The sequence below is a fragment of the Sodalis sp. C49 genome, from assembly GCF_046352915.1.
Lineage (GTDB): Bacteria > Pseudomonadota > Gammaproteobacteria > Enterobacterales > Enterobacteriaceae > Acerihabitans.
Genome location: NZ_CP163303.1, coordinates 975,051 through 987,652 on the forward strand (window position 1 = coordinate 975,051; position 12,602 = coordinate 987,652).

General features: G+C 63.5%; 15 protein-coding genes and 1 riboswitch. All 15 genes read right to left on the reverse strand.

From position 1 onward, the window contains the following. Positions 1 to 4: 4 nt before the first annotated feature. A complete protein-coding gene (locus tag ABUK12_RS04280; protein ID WP_410015115.1) occupies positions 5 to 682 on the reverse strand; it encodes an energy-coupling factor ABC transporter transmembrane protein in 678 nt (225 codons plus the stop codon). Beyond that, complete coding sequence (locus ABUK12_RS04285) at positions 675 to 1,031, reverse strand: energy-coupling factor ABC transporter substrate-binding protein (RefSeq protein WP_410015116.1); 357 nt, start codon at positions 1,029 to 1,031, stop codon at positions 675 to 677. Before ABUK12_RS04285 ends, ABUK12_RS04280 begins: the two co-directional genes overlap by 8 nt. Position 1,032: 1 nt before the next feature. Further along, positions 1,033 to 1,767 carry a cobalt ECF transporter S component CbiM gene (gene cbiM, locus ABUK12_RS04290; RefSeq protein WP_410015117.1) on the reverse strand — a complete coding sequence of 245 codons (735 nt, stop codon included), beginning with the start codon at positions 1,765 to 1,767 and terminating at the stop codon, positions 1,033 to 1,035. A 15-nt stretch (positions 1,768 to 1,782) separates the two neighbouring features. Continuing rightward, positions 1,783 to 2,514, reverse strand: coding sequence for a cobalt-factor II C(20)-methyltransferase (locus ABUK12_RS04295; RefSeq protein WP_410015118.1), 732 nt, complete (start codon positions 2,512 to 2,514; stop codon positions 1,783 to 1,785). Beyond that, complete coding sequence (gene cbiK / locus ABUK12_RS04300; protein ID WP_410015119.1) at positions 2,511 to 3,299, reverse strand: sirohydrochlorin cobaltochelatase; 789 nt, start codon at positions 3,297 to 3,299, stop codon at positions 2,511 to 2,513. Before cbiK ends, ABUK12_RS04295 begins: the two co-directional genes overlap by 4 nt. After that, a complete protein-coding gene (gene cobK, locus ABUK12_RS04305; protein ID WP_410015120.1) occupies positions 3,296 to 4,078 on the reverse strand; it encodes a precorrin-6A reductase in 783 nt (260 codons plus the stop codon). Before cobK ends, cbiK begins: the two co-directional genes overlap by 4 nt. An 83-nt stretch (positions 4,079 to 4,161) precedes the next feature. Next, positions 4,162 to 4,902, reverse strand: coding sequence for a precorrin-3B C(17)-methyltransferase (locus ABUK12_RS04310; RefSeq protein ID WP_410015121.1), 741 nt, complete (start codon positions 4,900 to 4,902; stop codon positions 4,162 to 4,164). After that, positions 4,902 to 5,975 (reverse strand): cobalt-precorrin 5A hydrolase, encoded by a 1,074-nt coding sequence (cbiG, locus tag ABUK12_RS04315; protein ID WP_410015122.1) that lies wholly within the window; start codon positions 5,973 to 5,975, stop codon positions 4,902 to 4,904. Before cbiG ends, ABUK12_RS04310 begins: the two co-directional genes overlap by 1 nt. Continuing rightward, positions 5,956 to 6,729, reverse strand: a complete 774-nt coding sequence (locus ABUK12_RS04320) for a cobalt-precorrin-4 methyltransferase (protein WP_410015123.1) — start codon at positions 6,727 to 6,729, stop codon at positions 5,956 to 5,958. Before ABUK12_RS04320 ends, cbiG begins: the two co-directional genes overlap by 20 nt. Continuing rightward, complete coding sequence (locus ABUK12_RS04325) at positions 6,713 to 7,291, reverse strand: decarboxylating cobalt-precorrin-6B (C(15))-methyltransferase (protein ID WP_410015124.1); 579 nt, start codon at positions 7,289 to 7,291, stop codon at positions 6,713 to 6,715. Before ABUK12_RS04325 ends, ABUK12_RS04320 begins: the two co-directional genes overlap by 17 nt. Then, complete coding sequence (locus tag ABUK12_RS04330; RefSeq protein ID WP_410015125.1) at positions 7,281 to 7,925, reverse strand: cobalt-precorrin-7 (C(5))-methyltransferase; 645 nt, start codon at positions 7,923 to 7,925, stop codon at positions 7,281 to 7,283. The genes ABUK12_RS04325 and ABUK12_RS04330 overlap by 11 nt, the downstream gene beginning before the upstream one ends. Further along, the gene (gene cbiD, locus ABUK12_RS04335; protein ID WP_410015126.1) at positions 7,922 to 9,046 is read right to left on the reverse strand and encodes a cobalt-precorrin-5B (C(1))-methyltransferase CbiD; all 1,125 of its coding nucleotides are present in this window, start codon (positions 9,044 to 9,046) and stop codon (positions 7,922 to 7,924) included. The genes ABUK12_RS04330 and cbiD overlap by 4 nt, the downstream gene beginning before the upstream one ends. Further along, entirely contained in the window at positions 9,043 to 9,696 is a 654-nt protein-coding gene (locus ABUK12_RS04340) for a cobalt-precorrin-8 methylmutase (protein ID WP_410015127.1), read from the reverse strand. The genes cbiD and ABUK12_RS04340 overlap by 4 nt, the downstream gene beginning before the upstream one ends. A 49-nt stretch (positions 9,697 to 9,745) precedes the next feature. After that, positions 9,746 to 10,708, reverse strand: coding sequence for an adenosylcobinamide-phosphate synthase CbiB (gene cbiB / locus ABUK12_RS04345; protein ID WP_410015128.1), 963 nt, complete (start codon positions 10,706 to 10,708; stop codon positions 9,746 to 9,748). After that, the gene (locus ABUK12_RS04350) at positions 10,705 to 12,069 is read right to left on the reverse strand and encodes a cobyrinate a,c-diamide synthase (protein ID WP_410015129.1); all 1,365 of its coding nucleotides are present in this window, start codon (positions 12,067 to 12,069) and stop codon (positions 10,705 to 10,707) included. Before ABUK12_RS04350 ends, cbiB begins: the two co-directional genes overlap by 4 nt. A 124-nt stretch (positions 12,070 to 12,193) precedes the next feature. Further along, positions 12,194 to 12,377, reverse strand: a riboswitch (cobalamin riboswitch). Positions 12,378 to 12,602: the final 225 nt, after the last annotated feature.

Below are 12,602 nucleotides of genomic sequence, written 5' to 3' on the forward strand. Positions count from 1 at the left end.
ATCCTTATAAATGGAATTCGCCCTGGTACAATTTCACCTCCAGCGCGACGGACATTTCCCGGTAGCGGGTGATGACCCGCAGCATCAGCATGCCCACCAGCATCGCCAGCGAATGATAGCCGGTACGCAGCGAACAGTAACCGAAGCGCAGCGACTGCGCCTGGCGGATGGCGTTGGCCTCGTCAAGAAAGATAAAAATAAAGCGATAGCTTAGCAGGGTATGCTCGATCAAGAGCCGCGGCAGGCGGCAGCGTTTGAGGATCTGGATAATCTGGGTAAAAGGCGTGGTCAGCACGAATAAATAGGTGGCCGCCAGGGCGGTCATGCTGCGCCACATGGCCAGATTGGCCAACGCCAGGCCCTGTTTATCCAGCCCCAGGTACAGGCTTCCCAACCGCACGCTGTAGATCATACTACCGCCGGACCAGGCAAAAGATACCGCGATGCTCAGCAGGCTGACCGCCAGAAATCCCAGCGGCACGCTGAGCCAGCGCAGATAGCGCGCCAGACCCACACGCGCCACATAGCAGGTCAAGGGGATTAGCAGCAGCAGGGTGGCGCATTGATACAGCGGCGATGTCAGCAGCGCAATGCCCAGCAAGGCCGCATAGAGAACGAACTTGCGCATCGGATCCCGCGCCTGCCAGCGGTTTTGCCAGGACAGGCGATCGATTTCAAGCATGACGTCCGTCCCGGCCGGCGTCGTCTTCATCTTCGGACTGACGGCCGTCGCCGCGGCCTTCCCCACCGCGCTTGTTTTTGCCGCGGCTCTCCCTGCCGCGATAAAAACCGAGAATATAAAATACCACCCCGGTGCCGATCGAGCCTTGCAGGGTAAACAGCAGGCTTTCGATTTCACTGCTGGCGGGTTCATAGAGCGACGAAAACCAGGGTTTATAATTGGGCGCCAGGGTGCCTATCAGACCTTCCGCCTCGTTGTCCGATCCGCCGTAGCTGCCGCCATGGTTGATAAAAAACGGCATCACCATCAGCGCCACCACCAGGGAAAGCAATATCAGCATTTTTTTCATTTTAATGACTCCCGACGGTTAACAACTGCCGTTTGGTCAGTTGGTCGTAAATCATGACGGTTAACAGTCCTTCCGCGATGGCGATGGGGATTTGCGTCAGGCAGAACACGCCCATAAATTTCAGCGCCGAGCCGGTAAAGCCAAACACCGGGTCGGGGAACGCCAGTCCCAGTTGCAGCGACGTCACCATATAGGTGGACAGATCGGCGAGCATGGCGCACAGGAACACCGCCACATCGCGCCGCAGGCCTAAGCGCAGCGACAGCCGCCAGACCACATACCCCACCATCGGGCCGACCACCGCCATGGAAATGGCATTGGCGCCCAGGGTGGTCAGGCCGCCGTGGGCCAGCAGCAGCGCCTGGAACAGCAGCACCACCGCCCCCAGCACCGACAGCACCCACGGCCCGAACATAATCACCGCCAGGCCCACCCCGGTGGGATGGGAACAGCTGCCGGTCACCGACGGGATTTTCAGCGCCGACAGCACAAAGATAAACGCGCCGCACAGCGCCAGCAGCACCTTGCGGTTGCTGTCCTCGGCCACAATCCGCCGCATGCGCGTCAGTCCGATCGCCAGACAGGGTAAAAACAGCAGCCACCAGGCCAGCGCCCACATCGGCGGCAGGAAACCCTCCATGATATGCATGGCGTACGCATCCTGCGGCACCACCAGCAATAACAGCGTCATGCCGGCGCCGAACGCGGACATCCCCTTGTCAATCTGTAGGTTCATCGGTTAACTCCTCGGTTATCCATTAAAATGCGCTGTTGCGGCGGCGGGCCAGCCTTTATTGACCACCACCGTGGAAAAATAAGGTAACGCCTGATCTGGCGCCAGGTCGCCCAGCGCGCGGAAGCACCTCTCCTGCGGCAACGATGCGTCCGCCATCAGCAGGGCGTGTTCCAGCAGGCCAAGGCGGCCCAGCAGCGCCTGGATGCGGGCAAAACGGCCATACACCTTCATCAGCACCACACAGTCATGGGACAGCAGCGCCTGTTCCAGCGCGCTTTCATCATCGGTGCAGGCCATCACCGCCAGCGACTGGCTTTCCATCGCCAGCGGCATTTGCGCCCGGGCGGCGATGCAGGCGAACGAGGTGACGCCGGGAATAATGTCGATGGGTATGCGCCCCTGCAGCCGCGCCAGTAAAAATACCCAGGTGCTGTACAGCATGGCGTCTCCCAGGGTAATAAAACCCACCTGCAGCCCCTGCTCCACATCAGCGGCCATTTCGCGGGCCACCGCGTCCCACACGGCATCCTTTTCCCCGGCGTCCAGGCTCATGGGAAAATGGCGCGTCCTGATATCGACCCGCGCGGCGAGATATTCGCGCACAATACTCAGCGACAGGCTGTCGCCGCCCTTGCGTCCCGCCGGCGCGTACAGCACATCCAGTTGGCCGAGCACGCGGGCGCCGCGCACCGTAATCAAATCGGCGGCGCCCGGCCCGGTGCCGATGGCATACAGCCGGCCGGTCATGGCATCACCTCTTCGGTGACGCGATCCAGGAGATGATCGACAAACAGCTGCTGGACCAGCGGGTTTTCCCCCAACCCCTGTACCCAGCACCGGCATGCGTAGCCGGCACGCTGTAGTTGGCTTTTCCAGGAATCGGGCTCCCCGGACGCCATATCGTTGATGGCGTGATCGCCCGCCACCAGCATCAGCGGCATTAAATGCACCTTGCGTACCTTCTGGGCGTTCAGCCGCGCGATGACCAGTTGCAGATCGGGATAACTTTCCACCGCGCCGATAAGCGCGGGGATACCGCGCGCGGCCAGCATATGATCCAGGCATGCGTAGGCGGCAAACGCATGATGGCGGGTGCCGTGCCCCATAAACACCACCCGCTCGTCGTCGGCCAGCGCGGGCATTTGCGCCTGTAGCGCCGCCATCAGCCGCCCGTAATCGCGCTCGTCGTTAAGCAATGGCGCGCCGATATGCAGCCGGTCGAAACGTCCGCGCCAGGCCGCGGCGTGATGCAGGATTTTTTCGTACTCATCGCCGTTGATGATATGCAGCGACTGGATCGCCACATCCCGATAGCCCTGTTGCCAGAGTTTTTCCAGCGCCTGCTGCGGCGAATCGATAAACAGGCCGTCCCGCTGCGCCAGCTTGCGCATGACCATGCCGGAGGTGAAGGCGCGAAACGGGACGCGATCGGCGAATGCGGCGGCCAGCCGCCGTTCGCAGGCGTCGATATTGCGCTCGCGCGCCTCGGTGTAGGTGGTGCCGAAACTGATGGTCAACAGCGCTTTTTTCATGATGATTCCTTATTCGCCGTGCCGGCGGCGTTCAGCCACTGGTCCAGCCGGTGTGCAAACGCGTCCGGCGTGCTTATCACGTCATCCCACCGCATCAGCGGCCGGCGGATGACCACGCAGGGGATATTCAGCGCCAGGCAAGGCAAGACCTTTTCGGCGTAGCCTCCTTCCCGGCCGGATTCCTTGGTGATCATGACCTCTGGCCGGTACTGGCGGTACAGGGCCAGGTTCAGCTCGCGGCTGAAGGGACCGGTCATGGCGATCACCTGGCTGACGCCCAGGCCCAGCTCCGCGCACTGGGCCAGGATCGCGGCGGTGGGCAGCACGCGGGCTATGAGGGTTTTGCCCGGCAGCAGCCTGACGTAATCAGCCAGCTGTTTGCTGCCGGTGGTCAGCAGGATGCGCTGTCCCAGTGCCGCCGCCGTCCGGCACGCCTGCTCTATCGAATCCACCGGTAATAAACGGGGATGCGTGATGGCGTCGATATCGCTGGGACGTTCATAACGCGTCAACGGCAGCGCCAGCGCCCGACACGCCGCCGCTAGATGTTGCGACGCCAGCTCGGCATAGGGATGGGACGCGTCGATAACCCAGCGCGCCCCCGAAAGCCACCCGGCCATGCCGGCGGCGTCCATGCGGCCCACCTGCCTGGCGCCGCCCACGCCCGCCGCCAGCGCCTCGCCGGTGGCGGTGGCCACCGACAGGCTATAGGACACTCCGCGCCGGGCCATCACCCGGCATAACGCCAGCGCGTCGGACGTGCCGCCGAGGATATGCACCTGGGGCGCCGGCGCGCGGACAATCCCGCCGCCGCCGTCAACCGGCTCCCGGGCTGCTGCAGGTGGGCATATCCGGCCCGCCGTCACTGCGCGTCCGCCTGGATTTGATAGCCGCGCGGCGTGATCATCAGGCCGTCACGGCAATAGGTCGCCTGGTTGCCGACAATCACCAGACAGGTCATGTCCACCGGCGCGAAGTCCATATCCCCGAGCGTCGTCAGCCATTTTTCCTGTTTTTTACGCCCGGCGGCGCGTACCACGCCCACCGGCGTGTGCGCCGATTTATAACGGCCCATCAGGGCAAAGGCGTTGGCCAGGTGATCCGGCCGGCCGTGGCTGCGCGGATTGTAAAAGCAGATCACGAAATCCGCCTGCGCCGCGCACAGGATGCGCCGTTCAATCACCGGCCAGGGGGTCATCAGATCGCTCAGGCTGATATGGCAAAAATCATGCATCAGCGGCGCGCCCAGCAGCGAGGCGGCGGCGGTGCTGGACGTGACGCCGGGGATAAGCTTCAGCGGCACGTCCAGCCCCTGCGCCGTCACCAGTTCCAGGATCAGGCCCGCCATGCCGTAGATGCCGGCGTCCCCGCTGCTGATCAGCGCCACCTTTTGGCCGGTGACCGCCAGATCGATCGCGGCCTGGCAGCGTTCGATTTCCTTGCACATGCCGGTCTTGATCACCTGTTTGTCGCCGGTCAGGTGCTTGACCAGGTGGGTATAGGTTTTGTAGCCGACGATAATGTCGGCGTCGCGGATGGCGTCAAGCGCCTCCAGGGTCATCGCGGCCTGGCTGCCCGGGCCGATACCAATCACATACAGCATCAGCAGGAAACTCCTAAGGTTATGGTCACGCCCTGGGTACGCAGCGTATCGCCCACCAGGCGGCCGTTGCTCATCAGCCAGGCGACGGGTTGGGAGACGCTGCCGATGCCCACCACGCGCTTCACAAAGTCCGAGCCGGGGAATCGGGCGGCGGCCGGTTTCAGGGCATCGACGGAAAAAATCTCGAACGGCACGCAGCATTGATTGGCCAGATGGCGCAGCGCGGGTTCGTCGCGTTTAATCGCCACGCTGCCGATGGCGCGCAGCGCCAGCGGGTCGATATGCAGTCCCGCCAGTTGCCGCGCCAGCAGGTTCGCCACGGTGGACGGCGGCGTGTCGCGCCGGCAGCCGATACCCGCCACCACACAGCGCGGCACCAGTTTATACACCGGCACCGGCACCTCCGGCACGCTGTCGTGCAAACTGACGTACAGCAGCGCGTCCAGTTCGGGCAAATCGTCCAGATCGGTGACCAGCACCAGGCCGCGGGTATCGCAATACTCTTCCGGCCAGCGCATTTTTATCGTCGCCAGCGACGTCTGGTCCCAATACAGCCCGACGCGCCCGCCGCACACCAGCAACTGGTTGAGCTTTTTCACCGTCTGGCGAAAATCCGTCATGGTGGCGTTCAACTGCTGCGCCAGGATATCCACCGCGGCCAGCTGGTTGACATCGGTCGCGGTGGTAACCACCGGCGTGGCGCCGATCAGCCCGGCGATATAGCCGGTCAGCGCGTTGGCGCCCCCCATATGACCGGACAGCAGGCTGATGGCATGGTGGCCGCGATCGTCGATCACCACCACCGCCGGATCGCTGAACTTATCTTTAATCAGCGGCGCGATAACCCGCACCGTCAGACCGGTGGCGCAGATAAATATCAGCGCCGAATACGTATTGAACACTTCCGCCACCGTATGGGACAGCGTGCCGTGAAACGCATCAAATCCCGGCTCCAGCAAACTCTGGCTGGTAAAACAGGTCATCGGGATCAGCGCCGACAGCCGTTTGGCCAACTGAACGCCGCCGGGGGTCAGGCAAAACAGGGCGACCGACTCAGGCTTGACGATATTCATGGGTGAATTCCGCGTGATACAGTTTGGAGTAGTGGTATTCGTCGCCCAGGAAGGCGCCCACCAGGATAAGCGCCGTCTTGCCGATGCCTGCCGCGCGGACCTTGCCGGCGATATCCGCCAGCGTGCCGCGTACGGTTTTTTCCTCCGGCCAGGTGGCCTTGAAAATCACCGCCGCCGGCGTGTCGCTGGGATAACCGCCGTCCACCAGCCGCTGCGCCACGCGCTCTATAGCCTGTACCGACAGGAAAATGGCCATCGACGTGCGGTGCGCGGCAAACGCTTCCAGCGCTTCCAGCGCCGGCGTCGGCGTGCGCCCCTCCATACGGGTGATAATCAGGCTTTGCGCCACTTCCGGCACGGTATACTCCACGCCAAGCTGCGCCGCGGCGCCGAGAAACGCGCTGACGCCGGGCACGGTGCTAAAACCGATATTCAGCAACGCCAGTTCTTCAATCTGTTCGCGGATCGAGCCGTACAGGGATAAATCGCCGGTTTGCAGGCGCACCACCAGCTTGCCGGCGGCGATACCCTCGCTCATATGGCCGATAATCTGCCGCAGGTTGAGACCGGCGCTGTCATAGCAGGCCGCGCCCGGCTTGCAATAGTCCAGCAGCGCGGGATTAATCAGCGATCCGGCGTAGATCACCACGTCCGCCGCGCATAACAGCCGGTAGCCTTTCAGGGTGATCAGTTCCCGGTCGCCCGGTCCTGCGCCGACAAACCAGATCAGCCGGCGGTCAAAGGGCTCTGTCATGAGTGTTCTCCTTGAGACAGGAAATAATAAAAGCGGGATTGTTCGGTTTAAAAAAGTGTCCGCTGCCCAGCGGGGCCAGGCTGGCAACCTGCATCTGGACGCAGTCCGCGCGGACGAAGGGCGCCTGGCGCAGCGCGCCCAGCGCCTCGCCGAGGTTCTCCTGCAAAATCAGGTTAATCACCAGGCGTCCGCCCGGCACCAGCAGTTCACCGGCCCAGCCGATAATCGCCGCCAGGTTGCCGCCGCTGCCGCCGATAAAAACAGCATCGGCGCTTACCGCCAGCGGCAGCGGCGCGTCGCCGGCCACGATGTCCATACGCTCGTCCAGGGCGAATTTGGCGCTGTTGGCGCGAATCAGCGCCAGCGCGTCGGGATTGCGCTCCACCGCCATCACCCGCAGCTGGGGGTAGCGGCTGGCCGCCTCGATGCCGACGCTGCCGGTACCGGCGCCGACGTCAATCAGCAGCCGGGCCTGCGCCAGCTCCAGCCGGTCCACCGACGCCAGCCGGATTTCGCGTTTGGTCATCGGCACCGGGCCGCGGATAAATTCTTCATCTCTCATCGAGGATCACCACCACGTTCATTGCATAATGCCGCGCCACCTGCGCGGGCGGCAGCCGGTGGATACGTTCATCGGGGTAGGACAGGTTTTCGCCGATAATCATGACCCGCGGCCGCTCGCGCGCCAGGATCTCGCGGGCGATTTCATAAGGACCGATGCGTTCGTCGGTGACCATCGCCACCCTGGGGTGCAGCAGCAAAAAATCAAAATCAGGCGCGCGGCCATGGCTGCTGGTGAGATAGACATCGTTCATCGCCATGCGCAGGCGTGAAAACAGGTATTGCACCGCGCTGATCCCCGGCTCGATATGCAGGTTTTCCGCCCCCATGCGCCGGCTCAGGTAATCGCCGATGCCGTACAATAGCGGGTCGCCGGAAGCCAGCACCACCGTGTCCACGTCGGGATGGGCGTCCAGCCAGGCCGCAAGCGCCTCCAGGGACGGGCCGAACGACCGCTTTTCGCCCTGGAATCCAGGAAAACACGCCAGCTGGCGCGGGCTGCCGATCAGCACCGAACACTGATCGATCAGCCGCCGGGCGCCGGGCGTCAGGTAGCGGCCATCCCCCGGCCCCAGCCCGACCACGCTTAACCGGGGCGCGTGCCGGTGGCCGTTATCGTCAACCCTCCTGTTCATCGGAAGGCCTCTCTCAATTCCGCCGCCGGCCGGCTGCTGCCGAGGATCTGCTGATCGAAGGAGAACAGCAGCGCATCGCAGCGGGGCGGCGCAGAGGAAAAACGCAACAGCTCGGCCATGCGGGCGGCGACGCGCGCGGCAATGGCCGGGTATACCCGCTGCCAGCCGGCGGCGTCGATTAACGCCATCGCCTCCTCGGTGGTCACGCACGCCGCCACCTGGTGCATCAGCGCGTGGGGGGCGTCGCACAAGGCCAGCCAGGCAATCAGCGTTTCCATGCGTCCGTCGGCGATATGGCTATGGGTATGGAAGATCCCCGCCGCCACCTTCACCAGTTTGCCGAAATGGCCGACCATCAGGATCTGGCGAAACCCCAGGCGCTCCGCCTCCTTAAGCATATAGCCGACAAAATTGCTCATAGTGACAACGTAACGCTTATCGATACCCAGCCGTTCGCCGACGAAACGCTCGCCGTGGTTGCCCGGCACCAGGATCACCCGGTCCATGCCGTCGGCGCGCTTCATGCCCAGCTCAAGCGACAGGGATTTCTTCCAGCTTTCCTCCGACATCGGCGTCACGATGCCGCTGGTGCCGATAATGGAAATACCGCCCAGGATGCCCAGGCGCGCGTTATAGGTTTTCCGCGCCCGCGCTTCCCCTTCCGGGGCGAAAATCTCCACATCCGCGCCGCGATCCGGCCCGATGACCTCGCGCACCGCCGTCTCGATGGTATGACGGGGAGTGTTGTTAATCGCCGCCTGGCCGATAGCCAGGCCGATGCCGTTGCGGGTTACCCGGCCCACGCCGGCGCCGCCCTCAATGATAATGGCGGCATCGGCGCGCAGTCTTAAGCGGGCAAAAATCAGCATGCCGTCGGTGGCGTCCACGTCATCGCCGCCGTCCTTGCGAATGGCGGCGGTGGCCTCGCCGGGGCTTATCAACGGCAGCTCGACGTTCAGGCACAGCGTGACGCCGGACGGCGTCACGATGGAAACGGTATCTATCACCTGCTGGCGCAAGAGCATCTCGGCGGCGACTTTAGCCGCCGCGGTGGCGCAGGATCCGGTGGTATACCCCTTGCGCAGCGCCCGGCCGTTGTGCCAGACCACGTCGTCCATCATGCCTCCCGCAGCTGATAAAGGAGGGCGTTGACGATGGCCGCGGCGATATTGCTGCCGCCTTTGCGGCCCAGCGCGGCGATGCACGGCAACGGGCTGTCGGCCAGCGCCTGCTTGGATTCGCTGGCGCCGACAAACCCCACCGGCACGCCTATCACCCCCTGCGGCCGGTAATCCGACCGACCGACATGCTCCAGCAGGCGAAACAGCGCGGTGGGCGCGTTGCCGAACACAAACAGGCTGTTGTCCGGCTCCCGGCCGGCGCGCGCCACCACATAGTCCACCGCCGCCATTGAGCGCGTCATGCCCTGCGCCCGCGCCTGCTCGGCGATACCGGCATCGCCGATATAACAAGCCGCTTTGCCGCCCAGCTGCGCCAGCGCGGTCTTATTGATGCCGGACAGCGCCATGGTGGTATCGGTATATATCGTGCAGCCCCGGCTCAGGGCGTCGGCCATGCGTTCAGCCGCGCCGGCCGAGAAATGCAGAATATCCAGCCAGTCGAAGTCGGCGCTGGTGTGGATGGCGCGCAGGATGATTTTTTCCTGCCAGATATCCTGGAAATGGAAATCGGGACGCTCGCGGGCAATGATCTCCCGGATAATGGCAAAACTGGTGCGCTCGATTTGTTGCGGTTGTTTGATATAACTCATTCGCGTTACAGCTCCGGGCCTGCGCCCTGTTATACAGCCCTGTTAAGTCTCACCACCACCCTAATCCCGCGCCGCCGGCGCGGAGCAGGCACATCGTCGCCAGCATCAGCGCGGAGGCGACATACATCAAGCGGATGCTGTGGATGATGTCGCCAAGGGCAATCTCGCGCCGCGCCTCGCCAATCCAGGGTTTTTCCACCCGGATGCTGAAATAATCATTGGGTCCGCCCAGCCGCACCCCCAGCGCGCCCGCCACCGTCGCCTCCGACCAGGCGCAGTTCGGGCTTTTATGCTGATAGCGGTCGCGCCAGCCAATGCGCCAGGCGCCGCGCCCGTCCAGACGCAACAGGCCGGCGGCCAGCGCCAGCAGCAGCCAGCCCAATCGCGCCGGCAGCCAGTTGGCCGCGTCGTCCATTCGCGCCGATACGCAGCCGATGGCTTCGTACTGCGGCGTGCGGTACCCCACCATGGAATCCAGGGTATTGACCGCCTTATAGGCCATCGCCAGCGGCACGCCGCCGATAAACAGCCAGAACAGCGGCGCTATCACGCCGTCAACGCTGTTTTCCGCTACCGTTTCCACCACCGCGCGCATCATTTGCGGCCGCGTCAGGTGCTGGGTATCGCGGCCGACAATGTAGGACAGCTGCCGGCGCGACGCCGCCAGGTCGTCCGCGCGCAGCACGTAATAAACCGCCATGGCGGCATCGCGCAGGCAGCGGGTCGCCAGCAGGGTGTAGGTGAGCCAGGCGGTGGCCAGCCACTCCAGCGCGGGCGAAAAGGACAGCAGGCGCAGCAAGACCCAGGTCAATCCCCCACTGCCGCCCACCACCAGCAGCCACAGCGCGCCGCCGCCGATATACAGCGCCCGGCGGCTGCGGCAGCAACGGCGGATAACGCGTTGCAGGCCCGTGACGGCATGGCCTATCCAGCGCACCGGATGCGGCCAGTGCGGCGGATCCCCAAGCCACAGATCCAGCAGGTAGCCGGCGAGGTAGGCGCTCAAGGTCATAGCAGCTCGCATCCTTTATCCAGCCAGCGCCGCAGCAAGGCCGGGCGCTGGTAAAAATGCACATGCAGGTAGCTGGCGAGAAGCGTGGCGTCGCCATAACCGCCCGGCCACTGTTTTACCTCGCCGCCGGCGGCGCGTTTGGTGAGGGTAAACAGCGGCGGCTCATCGGTGATAAATTCGGAATGGTGAAATTCGTGACCGCGTAACGTTTCTCCCCTGGCGGTCAGCAGATTATCGGCCAGCGCCCGCCCCTCGCAATAGCCGAAACGCTTGAGTCCCTCGCTCATGCGGCTGACGCCGCGCAACAGGCCGACCATGGGGAAGACGCGGCCCTGCTGATCCTCCAGGGAAGTCCCCAGGTACATCAGCCCCCCGCATTCGGCGTAGATGGCCGTGCCCTGCAGACCGGCCCGCAGCAGCGCCGCCCGCATCGCGCCGTTGGCCGTCAGCCGGTCGGCGAAGAGTTCCGGAAAACCGCCGCCGAGGTAAATCATCTGGCACGCCGGCAGTTCCCGATCGTTTAGCGGGCTGAACGGCACGATACGCACGCCGATATCGCGCAGGAGCTGCAGATTATCCGGATAATAGAAATGAAACGCCTCGTCCTCGGCCAGCGCCAGCGTCAGCTGCGCATAACGCGGCGCGGCGGGCGGCGCGGGCAGGCGGCCCGGCGCGGGCTGGCAGTCGGCAAGACGCAGAAGACAATCGATATCGATATGCTGTTCCACCGCATCCGCCAGTTGGTCCCATTGCGCCTCCAGGCGCCGGTTTTCCTGCGCCGGCACCAGGCCCAGATGCCGGGAGGGCAATGCCCAGTCGCTGAGCGGCGGCAGATACCCCAGCACCGGCAGATCGCAGTAGCGGGTAATGGCGGTTTTAATCAGGTTGAAATGATTGGCGGAGGATACCCGGTTTACGATAATGCCGGCGATGTTGACGGCGGGATCAAACAGTTGAAAGCCCAGTACGGTGGCGGCGGCCGAGGTGGATACCGCCTTGCCGTCGATAATAAGCACCACCGGCACGCCCAGCTGCTTGGCCAGCGCGGCGCTGCTGCAGTCGCCGCCGTCGCTGCCCAGGCCGTCGTAGAGTCCCATGACGCCTTCGATAACGCCCACGTCGGCAGTTTGCATATGCCGGTTAAACAGGCCGTTAAGCGTGTCAGCCCCCAGCATATAGGCGTCCAGGTTATGCGAGGCGATGCCGCTGACCGCTTCATGCCAGCCGGTATCGATATAATCCGGCCCGCACTTGAACGGCTGCGCTCTGAGGCCGCGCCTGGCCAGCACCCGCAGCAGGCCGAGCGTCAGCAATGTTTTCCCGGTCCCGCTTTGCGCGCCGCCAATCAGTATCGCTTTCATCCGTATCCCGTAATGCCAGGGCGGGCCGAACGGGATTGTCGTAAGCAACGGCGGCGGAAAGGCGCTATCCCGACGCAGTCGTTAGGACAACCCGCTTCCCACCGAAGGAGTTGTTACCGAGCCGGTACGGCTCTTGTTATCAGGCAGGTCTTCTGGCTTTGCGTCATCCTCCTCCGGCCCTTCCCAATCATTTTCGATCAGTGGTGACGCCGGATTCGTCGGCATTACAGCAGCGGGGGCTGCGGAGGATTCACACCTCCTTCCCTGACGGCCTTGCGGCGCGTGCAACCTGGTAACATTGGCATTGGCGCCGCGCGGAAATGGCAAATCGTTGCCGGCGGCGCCCCTGTCATCGTTAATCTAAAGTATCTGGGGAAAATATACCCCGGATTGGATCAAAAAAAATGTTCGCCGGCGGTGATTTGATTAAAATTTATTGTCGGGGGATAACACTTTTTAGCTATCGGCAATTAGCCATGCCACGGCATGGCGCGATGAGCGGCCATTTTCAGCGGCGAAAGCCATAGCATTAA

Bases quoted from the DNA above. Each gene is read 5' to 3' on its own strand.
- ABUK12_RS04280 (WP_410015115.1), bottom strand. From the start codon at position 682: ATGCTTGAAATCGATCGCCTGTCCTGGCAAAACCGCTGGCAGGCGCGG.
- ABUK12_RS04285 (WP_410015116.1), bottom strand. From the start codon at position 1,031: ATGAAAAAAATGCTGATATTGCTTTCCCTGGTGGTGGCGCTGATGGTG.
- cbiM (WP_410015117.1), bottom strand. From the start codon at position 1,767: ATGAACCTACAGATTGACAAGGGGATGTCCGCGTTCGGCGCCGGCATG.
- ABUK12_RS04295 (WP_410015118.1), bottom strand. From the start codon at position 2,514: ATGACCGGCCGGCTGTATGCCATCGGCACCGGGCCGGGCGCCGCCGAT.
- cbiK (WP_410015119.1), bottom strand. From the start codon at position 3,299: ATGAAAAAAGCGCTGTTGACCATCAGTTTCGGCACCACCTACACCGAG.
- ABUK12_RS04310 (WP_410015121.1), bottom strand. From the start codon at position 4,902: ATGCTGTATGTGATTGGTATCGGCCCGGGCAGCCAGGCCGCGATGACC.
- cbiG (WP_410015122.1), bottom strand. From the start codon at position 5,975: ATGAATATCGTCAAGCCTGAGTCGGTCGCCCTGTTTTGCCTGACCCCC.
- ABUK12_RS04320 (WP_410015123.1), bottom strand. From the start codon at position 6,729: ATGACAGAGCCCTTTGACCGCCGGCTGATCTGGTTTGTCGGCGCAGGA.
- ABUK12_RS04325 (WP_410015124.1), bottom strand. From the start codon at position 7,291: ATGAGAGATGAAGAATTTATCCGCGGCCCGGTGCCGATGACCAAACGC.
- ABUK12_RS04330 (WP_410015125.1), bottom strand. From the start codon at position 7,925: ATGAACAGGAGGGTTGACGATAACGGCCACCGGCACGCGCCCCGGTTA.
- cbiD (WP_410015126.1), bottom strand. From the start codon at position 9,046: ATGATGGACGACGTGGTCTGGCACAACGGCCGGGCGCTGCGCAAGGGG.
- ABUK12_RS04340 (WP_410015127.1), bottom strand. From the start codon at position 9,696: ATGAGTTATATCAAACAACCGCAACAAATCGAGCGCACCAGTTTTGCC.
- cbiB (WP_410015128.1), bottom strand. From the start codon at position 10,708: ATGACCTTGAGCGCCTACCTCGCCGGCTACCTGCTGGATCTGTGGCTT.
- ABUK12_RS04350 (WP_410015129.1), bottom strand. From the start codon at position 12,069: ATGAAAGCGATACTGATTGGCGGCGCGCAAAGCGGGACCGGGAAAACA.